The 15,729-nt window shown below is 55.4% G+C and carries 11 protein-coding genes and 1 tRNA gene; 10 read left to right on the forward strand and 2 right to left on the reverse strand.

Annotated features, from left to right (window positions below):
• The first annotated feature begins 544 nt into the window (after positions 1 to 544).
• From KI379_RS31460 to KI379_RS31490, 7 genes are all read left to right on the forward strand, one after another.
• Entirely contained in the window at positions 545 to 1,309 is a 765-nt protein-coding gene (locus tag KI379_RS31460; RefSeq protein WP_212986006.1) for an alpha/beta hydrolase, read from the forward strand.
• A 14-nt stretch (positions 1,310 to 1,323) separates the two neighbouring features.
• On the forward strand, positions 1,324 to 2,283 hold the full coding sequence (locus tag KI379_RS31465; RefSeq protein ID WP_116234189.1) for an ABC transporter permease: 960 nt from the start codon (positions 1,324 to 1,326) through the stop codon (positions 2,281 to 2,283).
• An 18-nt stretch (positions 2,284 to 2,301) separates the two neighbouring features.
• A complete protein-coding gene (locus KI379_RS31470) occupies positions 2,302 to 3,204 on the forward strand; it encodes a carbohydrate ABC transporter permease (RefSeq protein WP_076174223.1) in 903 nt (300 codons plus the stop codon).
• A 55-nt stretch (positions 3,205 to 3,259) separates the two neighbouring features.
• Positions 3,260 to 4,858, forward strand: a complete 1,599-nt coding sequence (locus KI379_RS31475; RefSeq protein WP_116234190.1) for an extracellular solute-binding protein — start codon at positions 3,260 to 3,262, stop codon at positions 4,856 to 4,858.
• 392 nt (positions 4,859 to 5,250) lie between these two features.
• Positions 5,251 to 7,410 (forward strand): glycoside hydrolase family 3 N-terminal domain-containing protein, encoded by a 2,160-nt coding sequence (locus KI379_RS31480; RefSeq protein ID WP_212986007.1) that lies wholly within the window; start codon positions 5,251 to 5,253, stop codon positions 7,408 to 7,410.
• A 156-nt stretch (positions 7,411 to 7,566) separates the two neighbouring features.
• Positions 7,567 to 10,932, forward strand: a complete 3,366-nt coding sequence (locus tag KI379_RS31485; RefSeq protein ID WP_212986008.1) for a GH36-type glycosyl hydrolase domain-containing protein — start codon at positions 7,567 to 7,569, stop codon at positions 10,930 to 10,932.
• A 99-nt stretch (positions 10,933 to 11,031) separates the two neighbouring features.
• Positions 11,032 to 12,018 carry a LacI family DNA-binding transcriptional regulator gene (locus tag KI379_RS31490; RefSeq protein WP_089548407.1) on the forward strand — a complete coding sequence of 329 codons (987 nt, stop codon included), beginning with the start codon at positions 11,032 to 11,034 and terminating at the stop codon, positions 12,016 to 12,018.
• A 90-nt stretch (positions 12,019 to 12,108) separates the two neighbouring features.
• Here the strand turns inward: KI379_RS31490 and asnB are convergent, their stop codons facing one another.
• The gene (gene asnB / locus KI379_RS31495) at positions 12,109 to 13,953 is read right to left on the reverse strand and encodes an asparagine synthase (glutamine-hydrolyzing) (RefSeq protein WP_212986009.1); all 1,845 of its coding nucleotides are present in this window, start codon (positions 13,951 to 13,953) and stop codon (positions 12,109 to 12,111) included.
• A gap of 267 nt (positions 13,954 to 14,220) precedes the next feature.
• On the opposite strand from asnB, the gene KI379_RS31500 reads away from it, so the two are divergent.
• The gene (locus tag KI379_RS31500; RefSeq protein WP_076174234.1) at positions 14,221 to 14,535 is read left to right on the forward strand and encodes a hypothetical protein; all 315 of its coding nucleotides are present in this window, start codon (positions 14,221 to 14,223) and stop codon (positions 14,533 to 14,535) included.
• A 36-nt stretch (positions 14,536 to 14,571) separates the two neighbouring features.
• On the forward strand, positions 14,572 to 14,919 hold the full coding sequence (locus tag KI379_RS31505) for a hypothetical protein (protein ID WP_212986010.1): 348 nt from the start codon (positions 14,572 to 14,574) through the stop codon (positions 14,917 to 14,919).
• 280 nt (positions 14,920 to 15,199) lie between these two features.
• On the opposite strand, the gene KI379_RS31510 is transcribed toward KI379_RS31505, so the two are convergent.
• Positions 15,200 to 15,493 (reverse strand): DUF4870 domain-containing protein, encoded by a 294-nt coding sequence (locus KI379_RS31510; RefSeq protein WP_076174239.1) that lies wholly within the window; start codon positions 15,491 to 15,493, stop codon positions 15,200 to 15,202.
• A 140-nt stretch (positions 15,494 to 15,633) separates the two neighbouring features.
• Between KI379_RS31510 and KI379_RS31515 the strand changes: the two genes are divergently transcribed.
• Positions 15,634 to 15,707, forward strand: a tRNA-Arg gene (locus KI379_RS31515).
• Positions 15,708 to 15,729: the final 22 nt, after the last annotated feature.

The following is a 15,729-nucleotide window of genomic DNA, read 5'->3' on the forward strand; positions in this document are numbered from 1 at the left end:
GCCTTCCTTCCGCTTGATCCCTATGGCTGAAACGGGTTACTGCATATGCCTTTCCGCTGCGGCCGTCAGGAATAGGATGAAATCTATAGAAACGTTTCCACATTGACTCGCTAATCTTGAGATTATTACAGATTACTTTATGTTGTCAACTCCATTTTGTAAGCGGTTACCATTTGCCGTCCGCTAGGGATTTTGTCGCATTAACGTAAGTGAGATCAAGGATTTGCACAAAAATACAGTTCGCTGGGCCTTTGTAAAAAAGGTTGTTGACAGGTTTAGACAACGGGCTTATGATGTTAATCGAAACGATTCGAAAAAATCGCTTTCATCGCTTTTGACGCTCCTGCGGCATCTACCGATAACGCCCGATGAGGCTGAATCGGATTTTGCTTAGGCGGGAACGCAATCGGCGATCAGAAGAACCAATGACGGGCCGAAACTGTCCGTTATTGGCTCAGCCGGGCCGGCTTCCCGAAAGGGGGCTGCTGCTGACTAAGGCGGACAACACGATAGAGCAGTCGAACTGAAATGAAAGGGGTTACATATGGCGCATCTAACGATCGATACCGGCTCGCCTACGCTGCGGATGACGACCAGCATCCATGTGATCTCTCCGGTGGATACCGGCGTCCCCACTTCAAGCACGTTGTATCTTCTGCACGGAGCGGGGGACAACGCCAGCACCTGGCACCGCCTGACGACCGTGGAAATGTTCGCGGCGAGGCACGGCTGTACGGTGATCATGCCGGAAGCAGGACGAAGCTTTTATACCGACATGGTTTACGGGCTGGACTATTTTCACTACATCACGGAGGAGCTCCCCGAGCTGTGCGGGCGCCTGCTGCATTTGAATACCGATCCCGAAAGAACGTTTGTGGCGGGATTGTCGATGGGCGGCTACGGAGCGCTCAAATGCGCGCTCACCTACCCGGAGCGGTACGCCAAAGTCGTATCTTTCTCGGGCGTGACCGACATCCGTCAGCGTCTGAATGACCCGGCGATGCCGGAAGGGATGCGCAGGGAGATGCAGGCCGTCTTCGGACCGAAGCTTGAGGTGAAGCCGGATCAGGATGTGTATGCGCTGTCCGCGAAATTGATCGAAGAGGGCCGAAGGCTGCCGCCGGTGCTGTGCTGCTGCGGATCGGAGGATCCGTTCGTCGGAATGAACCGGCAGTTTGCTGCCAGCATGGAGAACAGCCCGTTCGATTTCCGGTACGTTGAGGGACCGGGAACACATGACTGGCTCTTTTGGGAAGAGCATTTAAAGACCGCTTTTGATTTTCTGTTTGAAGACAAGACCCAAGAATAGTGAGGAGATGCCAATTGAAACCCGCAGCCTTAGGGCCGAACAAAAATGCAAAGGGGCGTTCCAAAACCGGTAATCTGTTTACGGAAATTTGGAAGCACCGGATGACGTATACGCTGCTTATTCCCGGCATCATCTGGCTGATCTTATTTGCTTATCTGCCGATGGGCGGCTTGTCGCTCGCGTTTAAGCATTACAAAGCCAACATGGGAATTTGGGGCAGCCCTTGGGTCGGCCTGGAGAACTTCAAGTATGTATTCCGCGACCCGACGTTTGCCCAAGCGGTGTGGAGAACACTGTACATCAACATTATCAAGCTGATCATCACCTTCCCGTTCCCGATTCTGCTGGCGCTCCTGCTGAATGAGCTCCGGATGCGGAAGACGAAGAAGCTGTTCCAGACGATCTTTACGTTTCCACAGTTCCTGTCGTGGATCATTGTTTCAGGGATCGTGATCAACGTCCTTTCCTATGACGGCCTGCTGAACAGCGCGCTGCAGCTTCTTGGACTTCCGACGATCAACTTCCTCGGCTCCGAGCCCATGTTCCTGCCGATGCTGATTTTGACGGACATCTGGAAATCCACCGGATGGGGGGCCATCATCTTCCTGGCTGCTATCTCGGGGATCGACCAGGACCAATACGAATCGGCGCAGATCGACGGCGCTTCACGGATGCAGCAAATTTTCAAAATTACGCTGCCGAACATTTTGCCGACCGTCACGGTCATGTTCATCCTGAACGTGGGCGGCCTGATGTCCGCCGGCTTCGACCAGATCTTCAACTTGGCGAATGCGGCGACGCAGAACGTGTCCCAGGTGCTCGACGTGTATATTTACCGGATCACGTTCCAGTCTTCGACGGACTTCTCGTTCTCGACGGCGGTCAGCTTGTTCCGTTCGCTCGTGAACATGATTCTGCTGCTTGCTGCGGACCGCGTGGCCAAACTGATGGGCGGAGACGGATTGTTCCGTTAGGAAAGGAGTGTTAGAGAGATGAGTACGCATGCTGAGAAACGGCATAAATACCGGGTCGGTAAAATGACGCTTCTCGATTACATCATGTTTATCGTGCTGATTGTGTTGGCTTTAATTATTTTGATTCCGTTCCTGAACGTGATCGCGATTTCGCTCGCCTCACAGAAGGAGTATGCCGATAATCCGATGATGCTGTGGCCGAAGCATCCGACGCTGGACGCCTACCGTGCGCTGTTCGAGGACGGCAGGCTGCTGACGGGCTTCTGGAACACCATTAAAATTCTGGTGGTCGGCCTGCCGCTGAGCTTGTTCCTGACGAGCACGATGGCTTACGGCCTCAGCCGCAACAAGTTCCCGGGGAAAAAGTTTATCTTCTTCCTCGTCCTGTTCACGATGATCTTTAACGGCGGGATTGTGCCGCTGTATCTGGTCATGAAATCGCTGCACCTTACCGGTTCCCTGTGGTCTGTCATCCTGGTAGGAAGCTTCAGTGCCTTCAATATGATCCTGATGATGAACTACTTCCAGGGCCTGCCGGAGTCCTTGATGGAATCCGCGAGGCTCGACGGGGCGGGCGAATGGCGCATCTTGTTCTCCGTCGTCCTTCCGCTCGCGGCGCCGATTATGGCGACCATCACGCTGTTCTACGGCGTGGCCTTCTGGAACGGATGGTATGATGCGATGATCTTCCTGCGAAAAGCGGAAATGCTTCCGCTGCAAAACGTCCTGCGGACCATTATCGTCGAATCGTCGACAAACGTTTCGAATGCGGCCAGCGTGGACGCCCTGAACAAATCCGGTTTTTCCACGGGAATGAAGATGGCTTCGGTCTTCGTATCGATGGTGCCGATCATGTGCTTCTTCCCGATGCTGCAAAAGCACTTCGCCAAAGGGGTGTTAACAGGGGCTATCAAGACCTGATTACACAATAGATTTTTTTTACCACAAAAAATCTGATCAAAAGAGGGGAAAAAACATGAACACCAAAAAGCTGTTCAAACCGCTTCTGGCCGTTGCGCTGTCGGCGGTGATGCTGACGGTGACTGCCTGCGGGAAAGACACGGCATCATCCGGCGGCAACGAAAAAGACGCGGACGGGAACTACAAGGACAAATTAAAAATTTCCGTCGCGCAGACCACGGAAGTAAAAGACGGTGTGCTCGACAACGAGTTCCACAAGTACTGGATGGACAAATTCAACGTCGAGTGGGATTACAACTACGTACAGTGGGATTCCTGGCCGGAAAAACTCCGCTTGTGGATCAACTCCGGCGACCTGCCTGACGTGGCCAGCTGGAACTACGTGCACGGCGATTTTATGAACTATGTCGATCAAGGACTGCTCTACAAATTCCCGGATGACTGGAAAGAGCGTTGGCCGAATGTGGCGGCGGCCTACAAGCTAACCGGCCTCGGCGACAAACTGGAAGAGCTGACAGGCGGTACTTACATTCTGCCGAAACCGGTGTACTACCAGAACAAACCGGCTGATCCGCTTGTGAACCAAATCGGCGTCATCGCGATCCGCAAAGACTGGGCCAAAGCTGTCGGGTTTGAACTGAAGGATGCATACACCACAAGCGAACTGATCCATTATGCGGAACTGGTCAAAGAGAAAGACCCAGGGAAGCTGGGCTCCAAGCTCGTTCCGATCTCATACACAGCGGATGACGCTTTGACCAACATCATCATGGCCAACAGTGAGCACTCCCGCGTGGAATCGGCGTTCTACAAAGGAGAAGACGGCAAGTTCCATTGGGGACCAGCCGATCCGGAGACGCTGACCGGTCTGAAGCTGATGCAGAAAGCGTACAAAGAAGGCCTGCTTAATCCGGAGTTCTACACTTGGAAAAACAACGAAGGCAGCGACAACTTCAGAGTTAAAGGCGTTGCTGCGATGATGTCCCTGGGCGGTCTGGCTTCGTACAGACAAGATATGGACAAGAACATGCAGAAGAACCTGGGCGTAAGCAGCGACGACCTCGTCCATACGGCGATCGTTCTGGGTGACGACGGCAAATACCGCAACCTGGAGCAGCCGAACTTCTGGTCTGCGCTGATCTTCTCGCCGAACATCAGCAAAGAGAAGTTCGAACGCATCATGGATATTATCGATTACTCGACGACCAAAGAAGGACAAATGCTCCTGAACATGGGCTTTGAGGGCAAGGATTGGAAGTACGACGAGAACAAAGAGCCGGTCAGCCTGCTTCCGGAAGGAACGACTCTGGAAGACAAATATCCGGCACGTTTTGAAGGACTGTACATTTTGGGCGACGACTTCAGTATCGTGAACCCTGCAATCAAGAAGGAATACCGTGACCGCGCCGTTGAGCTGTTTAAAGAGAAAGCGAAACTGGGCAGCGAAGGCGGCAAGCTGGCAACTTACGACTGGGATGTGCAGCTGTACGATTCCAAAGCGAAGAGCCAGGCATCCTTCGATTACCAGAACGAGTATGCGAACCTGATCCTGCAAGGCGGCGATTTGGAAGCAAACTGGAAGAAATGGGTACAAAGCAAGCAGTCCCTCGTTCAGCCGGTTCTGGATGAACTGAACAGCAAATTTGCCAAGTAACAGATCGTTCTGAAATAAGGATAAGAACTGAGCATTATACGCAGTCCGAGTCTAAGGAACCCGGTGTGCAGCACATTTTGATGCAGCCGGGTTCTTCTCTTCCACGGTGGTGCCGGGTCGGGTTTCTTCTATTATAAATAGGCCGGCCTGGCCACAGGGAGGAGACATAGATTCTTATAACGATTAAAGAACGCAAATGTACATCGATAGACGCTTTTCTTCATGAGGAATTTGCACAAAAGATAAGCGCCAAGGACGGGTTACATCCTTGCTGCCCTTGTCAGCCAGGTTTTGTGCAAGCTCCTGAGAAAGGAGAAAGGGTCTGAAAGAGCCGGACCATTCGTGTCCGGAAGGCCTGGATCATCATACGACTTTGTTGTGGAGGGAATGGAATGGACAACCGGCAGTTAACCGAACTGTTGAATCAGATGACGCTGGAGGAGAAGATTGCGCAGCTGCTCCAGCTGACCGCCAATTTTCATGAAGGCGGCGAAAGCCAAATTACCGGACCGCTTGAGGAAATGGGGATCACCGAATCGATGGTGACCGCCAGCGGCTCCGTTCTGGGGTTATCGGGAGCGCAGTCGGTCATCGACGTACAGAAATCATATTTAAGCAAAAGCCGTCTCGGCATTCCGCTGATGTTCATGGCCGATGTGGTGCATGGCTTCAAAACGATCTTTCCGATCCCGCTGGCGATCGGATGCTCCTGGGATACGGAGCTGGCCGAGAAGAGCGCCGAAATTGCCGCGAGAGAGTCGGCGGTATCCGGCATTCATGTAACGTTTGCACCAATGGTCGATCTGGTGCGCGATCCGCGGTGGGGACGCGTCATGGAGACGACCGGCGAAGATCCGTACCTGAACAGCCTGTTTGCCCGCGCTTTTGTCCGCGGCTATCAAGGCGGGAGCCTGAAGGATGAGCCGGAGCGGCTGGCTGCCTGCGTGAAGCACTTCGCCGCCTATGGCGCTCCTGAAGGGGGACGCGACTACAACACGGTCAACATGTCGGAACGCAATCTGCGGGAGCAGTATCTGCCGGCCTATAAAGCGGCACTGGACGAAGGCTGCGAGATGGTCATGACGTCGTTCAATACCGTGGACGGCATTCCGGCTACCGGCAATGAGAAGCTGATGCGCGGCATCCTCCGCGATGAGTGGGGATTTGACGGCGTCCTGATTTCGGACTGGGCGTCGATCCGCGAAATGATCGCGCACGGCGCGGCGGAGGACGATGGCGAGGCCGCTTACCGGGCGATCCGGGCCGGCGTGGATATCGAGATGATGACCCCTTGTTACGTACAGCATCTGCCGGGCCTCATCGAGAGCGGACGCGTGGACGAAGCCTTGGTCGACGAAGCGGTGCTGCGGATATTGCGGCTGAAAGACAAGCTCGGGTTGTTCGACAATCCGCTGCGAGGAGCTGATCCGGAGCGTGAGCGCGAAGTGCTGTTCTGTCAGGAACATCGAAACGTTTCTTACGAGCTGGCAGCCAGATCGAGCGTACTGCTGAAAAACGAAGGCGGCCTGCTGCCGCTTGCGTCTGGGAAGAAGGTTGCCCTGATTGGGCCGTTCGCCCAGAGCGACGACATCCTCGGCTGGTGGTCCTGCGTCGGCGTGAAGGAAGACGCCGTGAAGCTCGGAACCGCGCTGCAGGAGCGGCTGGCTGAGGGACAGCTGGTCATTGCCGAAGGCTCCGGCGTCGTAAGCGTGGAGCAATCGCAGATTGACGCTGCCATCACCGCGGCTCAAGACGCGGACGTGATCGTGCTCGCCCTTGGCGAAGATTCGGCCATGAGCGGGGAGGGCGGGTCCCGCACGAACATCCGCCTGCCGGAAGCTCAACTGGAGCTGGTGCGGCAGCTGAAGAAGACCGGCAAGCCGATGGCTGCGGTGATCTTCAACGGCCGCCCGCTGGACCTGCACGGAATCATTGACGAAGCGGATGCCGTCCTGGAAGCCTGGTTCCCGGGCAGCGAAGGCGGAGCCGCGATCGCCGACATTCTGATCGGGCGCGTGAATCCTTCGGCCCGGCTGACGATGTCCTTCCCGCATTCGGTGGGTCAAATTCCGGTCTATTATAACCATTACAATACCGGCCGTCCGATGAATCCGGACAAAACGGAAGAACGGTATGTGTCCAAATATATCGACAGTCCGAATGATCCGCTGCTTCCGTTCGGATACGGCCTATCCTATACGACGTTTGAATACGGCGAGCTGAAATTGTCCGGAAACGAGATAACGGCCAATCAGCCGCTTCAGGTCAGCGTGAGCGTAACGAACACCGGGGATCGCGCAGGGATCGAAACGGTTCAGCTGTATATCCGCGACGTGGCCGGTGAAGTGGTCCGTCCGATGCGCGAGCTGAAAGGCTTCGTACGTCTCGAGCTTGCTCCCGGGGAAAGCGCGGATGCAGTCTTTACGATTACGGAGGAACAGCTTCGTTATCATCATTCCGACCTTACGCAAGCCAGCGATCCGGGAACGTTCCAGGTGTTTGTCGGTCCGAACAGCCGGGACACCCTTGCTGAGTCGTTCCGGCTGGTTTAGATGAACAGACGGCCATGCGCGTACACAAAGAACAGCGCATGGCCTTGGAGAGAGCTGACCAACAAGACGATGCAGGATGAAAAATACTGTAAAAGCTGCCTCGAAGCCGTACCGGACAGGTTCCGGCCGGCTTCCGGGATAGGAGGATGAACAACTATGACAACCATTACGAATTCCAAGCTTCACGTCCAGGCCGGCGATCTGTCCTTTACGTTCTGGGAAAGCGGCGACCTGTTCCAAGCCGTCAGCGGCAAGACGATGATCAACCAGCTGATGAGCAGCCCGCTCGACGGGGCTTTAAATAACCTGTATCTTCGCATCCATGACGATTCCGCTATCCGCTTCTACCCGCTGCTGGGCATCCGTTCGGACAGCCGGGTCAGCACAGGCGAAGGACGTATCGTCTGGACAGGCGAAGCCGAAGGGGTAGCGTACAGCGTAACGTTTGCGCTCAGCCCGCTCGGCGTATGGTTCTGGGACGTCCGGGCGACTGGGCAGGGCCTCAAGGTCGACGTCGTTTACGGCCAGGATATCGGGGACGCGGATCCGGGCGCCGTTCGCAGCAACGAGGCGTACCTGTCCCAATATATCGACCATACCGTCTTCGAAGACAAAGACCACGGCTATGTGGTGTGCTCGCGCCAAAACCAGCCGCAGGGCGGAGCGTTCCCTTACATACAGCAGGGTTCGCTGACGCGTGCCGCGGGGTTCTCTACGGACGGCTTCCAGTTCTTCGGCCTGTCTTATAAAGAAACGAACGTGCCGGCATGCCTCAGCCAGCCTCAATTGGCGAACGAGGTCTATCAATACGAGTTCGCCTACACGGCGCTTCAGTCCGAAGCGGTAACGCTGGACGGGGAAGCACGCTTCGTGTTCTACGGCTTGTTCAAGCCGGATCATGCGGCTGCGGTAACCGAGCTGGAATTCAAGGACGAGGTGCTGAAAGCCTGGGATCAGGTGCAGGCAAATCTGGCCGCTGCGGACGGTCCGCTGCATGAACTGCCGCAGGTCCGCCTGAATCCGGAGATCGGCGAACCGCTGCGCACCCTGCCGCTTACCGCGGAGGAGCTCGAAACCCTTTTCCCGGCAGCCGGAAGACAGGAGGAGGAAACCGAGAACGGACAGCTTCTTGCGTTCTTTACCGACACCTATGAGCATGTCGTGCTGAAGGAGAAGGAGCTGCGGGTGGAGCGTCCGCACGGGCATATCCTGATGAGCGGCGGCAGCGTGAAGCTGGGCGCCAAAGTCGTGACGACGACTTCTTATATGTACGGCATTTTCAACTCCCATCTGGTGGTGGGCAATACCAACTTCAACAAAATGATGAGCAATGCCCGCAGCGCCTTGAACGTGCCGAAGACGGCGGGACAGCGGATATACGTAAACATCGAAGGAGTGTACCGACTCCTGACGATGCCGTCCCTGTTCGAGATCGGCTTCAACTATGTGCGCTGGTATTACAAAACGGCGGATGACATGCTGGTCATCACCAATTTCGCGGCTGCGGATGCGCCTGAAGTACGCCTTCATGTGCGCTCGGAGAGCGGCAAAGCGTATGAATTCCTGGTGACCAGCCAGGTCACCATGGACGTCAACGAGTTCGGAGCGCCGGTCCGCATGACGGAATCGGCGGGTGTGCTGACGTTCCACGGCGCTCAGGACGCGCTCCGGAAGGAAGCCTATCCGAACCTGAAATACACCATGCGGATCGACGGCGCCAAGGCGGCTGTTAGCGATGAAACGGCACTTGCAAGCGGCGTTCAGGCTGGGGAAGCATCGGTAGTGACGCTCAAGCTGGATGCTGCCCCGGAGTGGACTTTGACGATGCAGGGGCTGCTGGACGGGGAAGACCTTCCTGAAGCTAACCGCAGCGCAGAGGATGAAATCGCGAAGTACCGGGAGTTCTTCCGGGACTTGATGAACGGATTCCGCTTAACCGGCGGGGATGGCACGGAAGGCAAGGACTTTTTCAAAGTGAATGCGCTGGCCTGGTGGTACACCCATAACATGCTGGTTCATTATTCGGTGCCGCATGGCTTGGAACAGTACGGAGGCGCGGCTTGGGGAACGCGGGACGTCTGCCAGGGGCCGACCGAGTACTTTATGGCGACGCAAAAATTCGAACAGGTGCGCGACATTCTGAAAATGGTGTATTCCCACCAGTACGAAGACGACGGCAACTGGCCGCAGTGGTTCATGTTCGACAACTACTATACCGTCCAACAGGAGGAGAGCCACGGCGATATCATCGTATGGCCGCTGAAGGTGCTCAGCGATTACCTGCAGGCGACCGAAGACTTCGGCATTCTCGAGGAAAAGGTTCCGTATACGGTCAAGCACAAGTTCCATTTTACCGAAGAAACAGCCACGATTCTGGATCATGTGTACAAGGAGATCGGTTACATTCGCAGCCACTTCCTGCATGATACCCACCTGTCCTCTTATGGGGATGGAGACTGGGACGATACACTGCAGCCGGCCAACGCCCAGCTGAAGCAGTACATGGTCAGCAGCTGGACCGTCGCCCTGACGTACCAGACGATGACGCAGCTGTCGGGGGCCTTGAAATCCGCCAAGCCGGAACTGGCTTCGGAGCTTCATGTCATGGCGCAGGGAATCAAGCGCGATTACGAAAAATACATGCTCGGAACGGAAGTCATTCCTGGGTTCCTCTATATGGAGAATCCGGACGAGGTGAAGCTGATGCTCCATCCGACCGACGAAGAGACCGGCATTCAGTACCGCCTGCTGCCGATGACCCGCAGCATGATTGCGGAGCTGCTGGATCCGGAGCGCGCCAAGGCGCATTATGGGCTGATCAAAGAGAAGCTCTTCTTCCCGGACGGCGTCCGTCTCATGAACCGTCCAGCCCAGTATGCCGGCGGCGTCAGCACGCACTTCAAACGGGCGGAGCAGGCGTCGAACTTCGGGCGCGAAGTGGGCCTGCAGTATGTTCACGCCCATATCCGCTTCGTTGAAGCGATGGCGAAGCTCGGGCATGCGGATGATGTATGGAACGGCCTAAACGTGATCAACCCGGTCGGCATCCGCAATGTCGTGCCGAATGCCGAGCTGCGTCAAAGCAACGCTTATTTCAGCAGCTCCGACGGCAAGTTCAACACGCGTTATGACGCGCAGGCGCATTTTGATGAGCTGCGCAGCGGCAGCGTGCAGGTGAAGGGCGGATGGCGTATTTATTCCAGCGGCCCGGGGATCTACATGAATCAGCTGATCTCGAACGCACTGGGCATCCGCCAGGAGCAGCAGGATCTCATCGTGGATCCGGTGCTGCCGCAGAAGCTGGACGGCCTGCGCTTCGACTTCCGCTACGACGGTCAGGACGTGGCCTTCATTTACCATTTGAACGGCACCGGCGAGCGCCGCGTGAAGCTGAACGGCCGGGAGCTGGAAGCTTCGGCGGTGAGCAATCCGTACCGCGAGGGCGGACTGCGGATTTCGAAGGACGTGTTTGAGCAGGGAATGAAGCCGGACGGCCACAATGTGGTTGAGATTTTTATGTAGCAGTTTAAGGCGATCTTCACGGATCGCCCTTTTCCATGAGAACTGGAATATGGATAATTTTGGACCTAGCAATGGTTTGATACGGGGGAGCGAGGAACATTGGTTAGTATTAAGGATATCGCTAAAAAAGCCGGGGTTTCCATATCGACGGTATCATATGCCCTGAACGGCAGCAGCAAGGTGACGGATGAAACCCGCTCGAAAATTTTGGCGATCGCCAAGGAACTGAACTATGTGCCGAACGCGGCCGCGAGATCGCTGAAGAAGCGGGAGTCCCGGATCATCGGGGTATTTCTGACGGATTTTAAGGGGGACGTGTATGGCGACCTGCTCGACGGGATGAAGGAGGTCTGCAACGCCCAGGGCTACGACCTGATCGTATGCAGCGGTAAGCAGGCCCACCGGATGCTTCCGGAGCGGATGATCGACGGAGCTATCATTCTGGACCATGCGTTTACGAACGCGGAGCTGCTCAAATATGCCGAGCGGAACCACAAAATCGTCGTGCTGGACCGGGAGCTCGAGCATCCCAACATCAATCAGGTGCTGCTGGATAATAAGGCAGGGGCTACGCTGGCCACCGAATTTTTGGTCGAGCAGGGCCACAAGAAGATTTACATCGTGACGGGGCCAGATGACTCGTTTGACTCCATTCAGCGCATGAAGGCGGTCAAAATGGTTGCGGACCGCACGGAAGATGTGGAATGGATCGAGATCCCCGGCGATTTCAAGAAAAGCGGAGGGGAACGCGCCGCCGAACGGGTCATCGGTGAGTATACCGGCCCGGCGGCCGTGTTCTGCCTCAATGACGAAATGGCCATCGGTTTTTGCAACCGGCTGGCGGAGACCGATTACCGGATCGGGGAGCATGTGCATTTGATCGGCTTCGATAATATTGAGCTGACGAGCTACATGCAGCCGCGCCTGGCGACCATCAACTACTCCAAACGGAAATGGGGGGCGCTGGCATCGGAGCAGCTGATCAAAATTTTATCGGGTGAGGAAGTGGAGCATGAGCGCATCTACGTCACGCTGATCAAAGGGGAATCTGTCGGAAAAAGCGCCCGGCAGGTTAACGTGGGATAGATGAAGCACGCATGCACCGCGGTAAACAAACAGAAGGGTATCCGGCTGACTAGAGCCTGTCGGATACCCTTTTTGCATGTTCATTTTACGTTAACGAATGGCCACATTGTAGGTTTTCAACCAGTTGTTGATCTGGGCCAGGTAAGCAAACAGCTGCGGCCCCGACATCAGCTGGCCGAACCATGGCAGATTCGAGGACGCCTCAGGGGAAGCGGCGATCTCGAGAATTTTGTTTTTGTCGATCAGCGGCAGGATCGGGGCAGACGGATCGTCCAGAATGTCGAGCATCTGCTGCTTGACGGCGGCAAGGAAATCCGGATTGTGGGTTTTCGGATACGGGCTCTTCTTGCGGTAGAGCACGTCGTCCGGCAGCACGCCTTCCAGTGCCTTGCGCAGAATGCCCTTTTCCCGTCCGCCGGTCATTTTGATTTCCCAAGGGATATTCCATACGTACTGGACCAGCCGGTGATCACAATAAGGCACGCGTACTTCGAGGCCGACGCCCATGCTCATGCGGTCCTTGCGGTCCAACAGCGTCGGCATGAAGCGGGTGATGTTCAGGTAGGACATAACCCGCATTTTGGCCTGCTGGCCGGTCTCGCCGCGCAGCTTGGGAACTTCCCGTACCGCATCGGCGTAACGGTCCCCCAGGTAATCCAGCGGACGGATCCATTCGCGGATTTCGGGAGACAGCAGGCTGGCCCTCATGTCGGGTGCGACCGACCAAGGGAACGTGCCGGAATTCAGCATTTCCTCGCGGTGAAACCAGGGATAGCCGCCGAAAATTTCGTCGGCCGCTTCGCCGGAGACGGCTACCGTCGCCCCTTTTTTGATCTCACGGCAAAATAAGTAGAGCGAGCCGTCCACGTCCGCCATGCCGGGCAGGTCCCGGGTCAGGGTAGAGGCGTTCAGCGATTCTACGAGCTCGGGGGTATCAAATTCGATGTAATGGTGCTGTGTTCCGAGCTCCTCCACCATCCGCTGGATAAACGGAGCATCGGCTCCCGGCTGGAAGGCATGCGATTTGAAATGCTTCTCATTGCCGACGTAATCGACGGAGTAGGTGTGGACCTGCCCTTGGTTGGTCCGGTTATAATACTGAACGGCAAGGGCCGTCAGGGCGCTGGAATCCAGCCCTCCGGACAGCAGCGTGCAGACCGGAACGTCCGAAACCAGCTGCCGTTCCAGCGTATCCTGCAGCAGCTCGCGCAGCTTGGCCGCCGTTTCCTCCACGCTGTCTTCGTGAATGTGGCTGTCCAGACGCCAGTAGGCGTAACTGCGCAGCCCGTCGCGGCTGAAGATCATCGCGTGCCCTGCCCGCAGCTCCTTCATGTCTTTATAGACACCCTGTCCCGGCGTTCGCGCCGGACCGATAATGAACACTTCGGCGAGCCCTTCAGGGCCGACCACGGGCTCCATTTTGGGATGCTGCAGCAGCGCTTTGGGCTCAGAGCCGAATATTAAAGTGCCGTCGATGTAGGCGTAGAACAGGGGCTTAACGCCCAGGCGGTCCCGCGCCATAAACACCTGCTCCCGGACGCTGTCCCAGATGGCAAAGGCAAAAATGCCGTTGAACCGGTCCACGCAGGCCGGCCCCCACTCGATGTATGAAACCAAAAGAACTTCCGTATCGCAATGGGTCCGGAAGTGATGTCCTCTTTTGACCAATTCGCTCCGCAGCTCGGGCGCGTTATATAGCTCCCCGTTATAACAAATCGCATACACATCATCATCATCATGAACGATCATGGGCTGTGCGCCGTTTTCGGGGTCAATGACGCTCAGACGGCGGTGGCCGAAGGCGCATGGATTGGAGATCCATGTTCCCGAAGCGTCCGGTCCGCGATCCGACATCGTTTCTGTCATTTTGACAAGGATCTGCGAATCCTGGGTTAAGTCGCCGCTCCATTGTATAAAACCGGTTATTCCGCACATGATGGGTCATCCTCTCTTTGTCGTTTGTCCACTCGCTGTCCTTTCTGTTTGCCAAAGTGATACAGTTATATGCCGAATCGGGGCATAAAATGTCTGTCCTTTAACGAAAACTATAGGAAAGGCAGTGTAAGAAAAACGTGTCTGTCGACGTACTTCTACAGCAGGCAGGCCGCATTTAGCGGATGTTTTTCTTGCGATCATGGAATGGTTCAGCTCCGCTGAAAACTTATAAATTTCTATGATCTTTACAAAGGAGAGTAATGTGACATGGATAAGCAGCATTTTTATGTATCGGTACACGGCAGAAGCGTTCTCGCCGAACAAGGCGCCGCTCCTTATGAGCTGGTGATGTACTGCACAGTGGGGCAGGCCAGGGAAGTGCAGCAGATGATGGAGGATATGCAGGAGCATGCCGAAGACTCCTTCCTGGCCTATACGTTTCCATGGCCGGATACGCCGGAGGATGATGTCAATTCGCAGTACACGGAGAGCCTGAACAAGCTGTACCGGAAAATATACGAATACGGCACGGCAGAAACGCGCCAGCATCTGACGGAGAACAAAATGCTGGGTTATACTTGATTTCTGAATTCAAGCTGACCGGGAGAGGGGGAAAGCATGTATTATATTAAGGATGCCAAGGTGCGGCGGATGACGGAACTGGACGGGATCCGCTGCGCCGAAATCGGCGTGCTGCCAGGGGCGGTCGACGATCCCGCGCTTTTGGCTTATGTGGCCGAGCAGACGCCGGGCTGCTACGACCTGATCCGGCTGATCCGCAACGATTCCGACACAGAGCTAGACTGGTACGACAACAGTATGCATCAGGCGTATACCGATGTGACGATGCAGGCGTTCGAAGGCAGCTTTTTTCTGACGGCCGACGAGGAGCGGGATCTGTTCCTGCGCGATCTGATCTCTTTTGGGAACGTAGAGGAGGATCTGCGGAGCAGGTTCGCAAAGTAAACGCAGCCATAATTTAAGAAACATAGCCGGCAGACTCCCGCCCCATACTATGGTTTAGGGGAGGTGAGCTAAATGGCGGACTTCACGAACAAAAAAGGCAAGAGAAGCAAGTACGCCCGACAAAACGCTTTTGCGGGTGGAGTGACGAGCAGAAATTCGAGAAATTTGGCTGTGCCCCATAACCCAAGACGTTTTGGCAACCAGTAACCTCCTTGAATCATGAACAAACCTCCGGGGATATCCCCGGAGGTTTGTTCAGCTGTTCTTAGCTGTTCACGCTTCACGCATATTCGCGAAGCACCTGAATGCCTTTAACGATGTTGTAGACGAACGTGCCGAAGTAAATAACGCAGAACAGCAGGATATATCCCAGGATCGAGCCGGCATGGTGGGCTGCCAAAGTAAAAAACAGCAGCGGTACGGCCGCAATGAATGGCAGCAGATGCGAGAGCAGCGCTCGCTTGGCATGCCTGGCGACGTATTCGTCCCGGACGGCGATCCATACGATCACCGGCAGGATAAACGGGGCGAAAAATATGCTGAAGTAGGAAAGTGAAGATAACAACTGTCGCATGGAAATGCTCCTTTACAACTTATTTTGTTAAGTTATTACCCATAGTATTTCCCGCCAATCGGCCTTCTCATTTTCCTCTTGAAAAATTGGCTAAATGCGGTATAATAAATAACGCATTCGCTTTTTTTATTACATAACAAGTCCCAGTAGCTCAGCTGGATAGAGCAACGGCCTTCTAAGCCGTCGGTCGGGGGTTCGAATCCCTCCTGGGACGTACAAGGAAAGCCCTCACTTGA

The sequence above is a fragment of the Paenibacillus cineris genome, assembly GCF_018333335.1.
Taxonomy (GTDB): Bacteria; Bacillota; Bacilli; order Paenibacillales; family Paenibacillaceae; genus Paenibacillus_AQ; species Paenibacillus_AQ favisporus.